General features: G+C 70.6%; 4 protein-coding genes. 2 read left to right on the top strand and 2 right to left on the bottom strand.

The window, feature by feature from the left end:
• Window positions 1-47 precede the first annotated feature (47 nt).
• Window positions 48-1,496, bottom strand: coding sequence for a dipeptidase (locus K206_RS40975; RefSeq protein WP_020204664.1), 1,449 nt, complete (start codon window positions 1,494-1,496; stop codon window positions 48-50).
• Between the two features lie 74 nt (window positions 1,497-1,570).
• On the bottom strand, window positions 1,571-2,800 hold the full coding sequence (locus tag K206_RS0122585) for an MFS transporter (protein ID WP_052165962.1): 1,230 nt from the start codon (window positions 2,798-2,800) through the stop codon (window positions 1,571-1,573).
• Between the two features lie 686 nt (window positions 2,801-3,486).
• Between K206_RS0122585 and K206_RS0122580 the strand changes: the two genes are divergently transcribed.
• Together K206_RS0122580 and K206_RS0122575 are read left to right on the top strand one after the other, a co-directional pair.
• The gene (locus K206_RS0122580) at window positions 3,487-4,308 is read left to right on the top strand and encodes an alpha/beta fold hydrolase (protein WP_020204662.1); all 822 of its coding nucleotides are present in this window, start codon (window positions 3,487-3,489) and stop codon (window positions 4,306-4,308) included.
• 374 nt (window positions 4,309-4,682) lie between these two features.
• Window positions 4,683-6,023 (top strand): Nramp family divalent metal transporter, encoded by a 1,341-nt coding sequence (locus tag K206_RS0122575; protein WP_020204661.1) that lies wholly within the window; start codon window positions 4,683-4,685, stop codon window positions 6,021-6,023.
• Window positions 6,024-6,098 lie beyond the last annotated feature (75 nt).

Genomic DNA, 6,098 nt, shown 5'->3' with positions numbered 1-6,098 from the left:
CGGCGTCCCGACGCATCGGGACGCCGGCCAGCACATCCGCCGGGGCCCTAGCCGACCGTGGCCTCGAACACGCGGCGGTAGTTGCCGCCCAGGATCATGCCCGTTTCCTGCTGGGTGAAGCCCGCGGCGACCAGCGCGTCGCCCAGCGAGGGCAGCTGCTCGTAGCCGGTGAAGACCGGCGGCGAGATGAAGCCGAGCATGTCGGTGCCCAGGCCGACGTGCGCCACGCCCACCACGTCCGCCATGCGCTTGACGCCTTCGGCCATCGCTTGCAGGCTGTGGAAGGTGCCCGCGCTCGGCCACACGCCAATCACGCCGCCGGTGCCGGCGATGGCGCGCGCATGGTCCGGCGAGATCAGCCGGCTGCGCGTGCCCGGGTGCGTGGCCAGCGCCGTGTGCGAGATCACCAGCGGCTTGCTCGACGCCGCCGCCGCGCGCTTGACGAGGTCGTAGGTGCCGTGCGCCACGTCCACCACGATGCCCAGCGCATTGCAGCGCCGCACCACCGCGGCGCCGAAGTCCGTCAGGCCGCCGTGCACCGGCGTCTCGGTCTGGATGTCGCCCAGTTCGTTGACGCGGTAGTGCGTCAGCTGCAGATGGCGCAACTGGTACATCGCATGCGCCTCGTCCACGCGCTCCAGCCGGCCTTCCAGGAAATCGGCGCCCTCCGCCGCGATGATCGCGCACGGGCCGGCGTGGCCCTGCGCCGCCAGCGTGGCCGCGCTGGTGACGACCTGCATGCGCTCGCGTGCCACCAACTCGTGCGCGCGCGCGAACTCGGTGCGGCCCAGCGCGTAGAGCTCGCCCTCCTGCGGCGTGCGCCAGGCCTCGAAGCGCATGCGGTTGGCGGATACGCGCGTGACCGTGGTGTCCGTGACGATGGCCAGGCAGATCACGTTCATGCCGCCCGCGCGCATCGGCGCGGCCAGCGGCAGGAACGGCCGGCGCGCGCCGATGGCCGGATCGCGCGAGACGATCACGCGGCCGGCGTGGCTGTGCATGTCGATGGTCAGCGCGTCGGCGGCCGGTTGCCATCTGGCCGGCGCGTTGGCCGGCTGCGCGTTGCCGGCCGCATCGGCCTGCCCTTCGGTGTAACCGGCGAACCGTCCCGGCGCGCAGGCCGCGAGGCCGAGCGCCGCGCCGGAGGCCAGGAACACGCGCCGGCTCATGGTGCCGGCGGCGGGCGCGGCGAGCGGCTGCGCGTCGCGCAACTGGTAGCGCCATCCCGCCGGATCGTCCAGCAGGCGCACCAGGCGGCCGCGCAGGCCGACTGCCTGCGCCGGCAAGGCCAGCGGGCCGGCGGCGTAGACCTCGACGCAGGCCAGCGGATCGCGCGGCACGCAGCCGCCGCAACAGGGCGGCTCGGCCGCCAGCAGGAAATAGTCGGCGGCCTGTGCCTCGGGATCGAGGGGGATCATCCAGCCGCCGAGTTCGACCGTTGCGCCGTCGAGCGCGTCGGCATTGCCGTTCCGGATCGTCGTCCAGTCGATCTGCATGCGGGGTCCCCTGGTGTGGCCGGCGCCGCGCCGGCCGCGCTATGGAGGATAGCCGTTCGGGCCCCGCTTGTGCGTCAGCTTTTCTGCGCCGGGGGGCTGAACAGGTAGGGCACCACCGCGGCCGCCACCAGCACGCCCGCCGACAGGAAGATGGCGGCGTAGGTGCGCGAGACCGGCCAGCGCGCGGCGTCGCCGAAGCTGGCGATCATGCCGAAGGCCCATGACGCCAGCGCCGAGCCGAGGAAGACGAAGGTATTGAGCAGGCCCAGGCCGCGCCCGCGCGCCGCCGGCGGGATCAGGCCACGGCCCTGCGCCATGACCAGCGGGTGGAGCATGCCGATGGTGGACAGCAGCGCCATCAGGCCCACGCCGGAGGCCACGCTGCTGTCCGGCCACATGGTCAGCAGGATCGCGCCCAGCAGCGAGAAGCAGGACCAGCCGCCGATGGTGGCCTTGAGCGAGCTGCGCCGCACCAGCACCGGCAGCACGAACGCCGTGGCGAAGCCGGCCAGGCTCAGCAGCGTCAGCGCCACGCCGCGCGGGCCGGCCTGCAGGCCGTAGACGCTGGCCAGGTAAGGCCCGCTCCAGGCATTGCGGAAGGCGGTGCCGGCGGCCATCGCCACGCACATCGGGATTAGCGTCCACAGCGGCGCCAGGCCCAGCAGCCGGGCGCTCTGCAGCAGCATGGCGCGCCACGGCGTGTGGCGTGCCTCGGCATGGCCCTCGTCGCGCACGCAGCGCCAGACGCCGTAGCAGGCCATCGCCATGCACAGTGCCGCGAACGCCATCGCCACGCGCCAGCCCAGCAGTTGCGAGGCCCAGCCCAGCGGCGCCGTGGCGCACAGCGCGCCGATCATGCCGGTGGCGTTGGACTTGCTGACCACGCGCGTGTAGTCGCGCTCGGACAACTGCTCGGACGCGAAATGCAGCAGCCCCATGAAGACCGGCGCGCAGGCCAGGCCGAGCCCGGCCTGCGCCAGCATGGCCACGCCACCGTTGGGCGCCAGCGTAAACAGCAGCGACGACACCGCGCCGATGGCCAGCAGCAGCGACGTGGGCCGGCCCACGCCGTAGCGGTCGAAGGCGATGCCGACCGGGATCTGCGCCGCCGCGAAGGCCATGAAGAAACTCGACGACAGCGCGCCGAAGCCGGCCGCCGACAGCCCGAAGTCATGCTGGAGTTCCGGCGCCATCACCGCCAGGCAACTGCGGTAGAACTGGCTGAGCGCGAACGCGAAGGTCAGCAGGAGGATGCCGTGCAGCGCGCGGTTGGTGGCATCGGGGGCGCTTTGCCGCGCGGGCAGCTGGCCGCCTTGCGCGGCTGGGGATGTCTTCACGATGGAACCAGGTCTGTGTTCTTCTTATGCGCTGCTTCCCGGAGCACGGGCGCAGGACCGCGACCGCGGGGCGCCGCGGCAGCGGGTCATTCTACGCTGCCGGCCCGCCGGCCGAGGTGCGCCGCGGTTGGCTTGCGTGGTTCGCCGGCGTCAATCTGTTCGATTATCGGTGCGGATGGATGTCAGGCTTGTGACCGCGCGGCAGCGTTCCGGCCCGGCCGGTGGCGGATGAAAATTCGCCACATCCCGCTCGTGCACACGCGATTCGCCGCCTATTCTCCTATGGCTGTGCACGTTGTATCGCTGGCCGGCCGCAGCTTGCCGGGCGCCATGAACGCGGAAGTCTGCCCGTCCCGCCAGGGCGGCAGTGCACGGCCAGGGATGCCCGGTGCCCTGGTCTTGCCGCGCCCGCAGGGGACGGCGCTCCGCGCCTTTTCCTTCCCGCATCGTTTCTCGCCAAGGAGCATGCAGTGACTACGCAACAAGAACAAGACCCCGTGCCGTCGCCAGCGCGCCGCAATGTGCTGGTGGCCGGCGCGTCCGCCGTTGCCGCCGGCACCCTTTCCGCCCTGGCTGCCACGGCGGACGCCGAGGCAGCCACCAAGCCGGTTCGTGCCGGCGGCCAACACGCCCCCAACCAAGGAAGCCAAGTCATGGATACCATCACCACCAAAGACGGCACCCGCATCTACTACAAGGACTGGGGTACCGGCCAGCCCATCGTGTTCCATCACGGCTGGCCGCTCACCGCCGACGACTGGGACGCGCAGATGCTGTTCTTCCTCTCCAAGGGCTACCGCGTGATCGCGCACGACCGCCGCGGGCACGGCCGCTCCACCCAGACCGCGACCGGCAACGAGATGGACACCTACGCCGCCGACGTGGCCGCGCTGGCCGCGCACCTCGACCTGCGCAACGCCGTGCACGTGGGCCACTCCACCGGCGGCGGCGAGGTGGCCCGCTACGTGGCGCGCCACGGCGCCGGCCGCGTGGCCAAGGCGGTGCTGATCGGCGCGGTGCCGCCGGTCATGGTCAAGAGCGCGGCCAATCCGGGCGGGCTGCCGCTCGACGTGTTCGACGGCTTCCGCGCCCAGCTTGCCGCCAACCGCGCGCAGTTCTACAAGGACGTGCCGATCCCGTTCTACGGCTACAACCGCGAAGGCGCCAAGGTCTCCGAAGGCATCAAGGAGAACTGGTGGCGCCAGGGCATGATGGGCGGCACCAAGGCCCACTACGACTGCATCAAGGCCTTCTCCGAGACGGACTTCACCGAAGACCTCAAGAAGATCGACGTGCCGGTCCTGATCATGCACGGCGACGACGACCAGATCGTGCCGATCGCCGATTCGGCGCTGCTGTCCATCAAGCTGGTGCGCAACGGCACGCTCAAGGTCTACAAGGGGTATCCGCACGGCATGTGCACCACCCATCCCGACGTCATCAACGAAGACCTGCTCGCCTTCATCAAGCAATGACCGCGCGGTAGCCGGCCCAAAGCCGGCTGCGGTTTGTCGGTCTTTCCCTTGCCGTGCCGCCCGCGATTCCCGCCGCGGGCGGCACGGCGCCTGTGCGTCCCAAGGCCGCCGGCGGGATGCGCGCCTGCCGCTCTTGCCGGCCAGGCGGCGCTTCCCGCACGGAAGGCGCCGCATTCTTTATGCCTTTCAAGGCAATTCTCCGAAATAAGTGAATCGAAATGCACTGGAAGTGATGTACAACCGTCCTCATCTGTGCATCAAATGAGAGTGATTAGCATTTACAATTGGCGGCAGCGTGCGGCATTGCCCAGAATGAGTCATCAGGCGCGCGAGCCGGCCCCGCCGGCGCGCCAACCACCATGCCAGAGCCAATCATGCCTCCCAGCCCAGACCAGCTTGCCCTTCCCGCCGCGTCCGCGGACGCGCGGCTTGCCCCGCAGCTGCCGCGGCGGGCCGCCTTCCTCGGCGCCGGCGCGCTGGTGGCGGTCGGCTACATGGACCCGGGCAACTGGGCCACCGCCATTTCCGCCGGCGCCAGGTACGGCTACGGCCTGCTCGCGGTGGTGGCCGCCGCCAGCGTGGTGGCCATGCTGCTGCAATGGATCGCCGCGCGCATCGGCGTGGTCACGGGGCGCGACCTCGCGCAGCTCAGCCGCGAGCGCTTCGGCCGGCGCACCGTGATCGGCCTGTGGCTCGCCAGCGAGATCGCCATCATCGCCTGCGACGTGGCCGAAGTGGTCGGCACCGCCGTGGCGCTGCAACTGCTGCTGCACGTGAACCTGTGGGTCGGCGTGCTGCTCTCCGCCGTCGGCACTATCGCCATGCTGGCCGTGCAGCGCCAGGGCCGGCGCACGCTCGAAGCGCTGGTGGCCGGGCTGATCCTGCTGGTGGCGCTGTGCTTCGTCGCCCAGCTGGCGATGGCGCAGCCCGACTGGGCCGCGGTGGCCGGCGGCTTCGCGCCCTCGGCGCAACTGGTGCGCGACGCCGGCATGCTGTGGCTGGCCGCCGGCATCGTCGGCGCCACCGTGATGCCGCACAACCTCTACCTGCACTCCGCGCTGGTCAGCAAGTTCGCGCCGCGGTCGCAAGCCGGCCAGCCGGCGGCAACGCGCGCGCCCCGGGCCGCGGACGCGCCCGCCGTGGCGGCGGCGCTGCGCGGCGTCAACCTCGACACCATCGGCTCGCTGACCTTCGCCTTCCTCGTCAACGCCGCGCTGCTGATCCTGGCCGCCGCCGCGTTCCACGCCAGCGGCATGACCGAAGTCAGCGACCTCGCCGACGCGCACCGCCTGCTGGACCCGCTGCTCCACTCGCAATGGGCCAGCCTGCTGTTCGCCGGCGCCTTGCTGGCCTGCGGCCTGAACTCCACGCTCACCGGCACGCTGGCCGGGCAAGCGGTGATGGAAGGCTTCCTCAACCTGCGCATCTCGCAGACCCGGCGCGCGCTGCTCACGCGCGGGCTGGCCATCGTGCCGGCGCTGGCGGCGGTGGGGGTGTTCGGGCAGCACGGCTCGGCCGAACTGCTGGTGGCCAGCCAGGTGGTGCTCAGCCTGAGCCTGCCGCTGGCGGTGGTGCCACTGATCCTGTTCGCGTCCAACCGGGAACTGATGGGCGCGTGGCGCGTGCGCGGCGTGCCGCTGGTGTTGGCCTGGGTTAGTGCGGGGGTTATTCTTTTTCTTAATGGGGCGTTGCTTTGGCAGGGGGTAATTGGTTAATTTTTTTTATTGATTTTAAATTCCTTGGACTCTTAAAGTAAAATGATTAACTTCAAAGTCAACGGCTGAACGTCA

This window comes from Cupriavidus sp. WS (genome assembly GCF_000395345.1).
In the GTDB taxonomy this organism is placed as follows: Bacteria; Pseudomonadota; Gammaproteobacteria; order Burkholderiales; family Burkholderiaceae; genus Cupriavidus; species Cupriavidus basilensis_B.
Note: the sequence above shows the minus strand (reverse complement) of the source record. Positions and strands in the feature narration are given on the sequence as shown.

Excerpts from the sequence above, each read along its gene's own strand:
- K206_RS40975 (WP_020204664.1), bottom strand. The coding sequence starts at position 1,496 with ATGCAGATCGACTGGACGACGATCCGGAACGGCAATGCCGACGCGCTC.
- K206_RS0122580 (WP_020204662.1), top strand. The coding sequence starts at position 3,487 with ATGGATACCATCACCACCAAAGACGGCACCCGCATCTACTACAAGGAC.
- K206_RS0122575 (WP_020204661.1), top strand. The coding sequence starts at position 4,683 with ATGCCTCCCAGCCCAGACCAGCTTGCCCTTCCCGCCGCGTCCGCGGAC.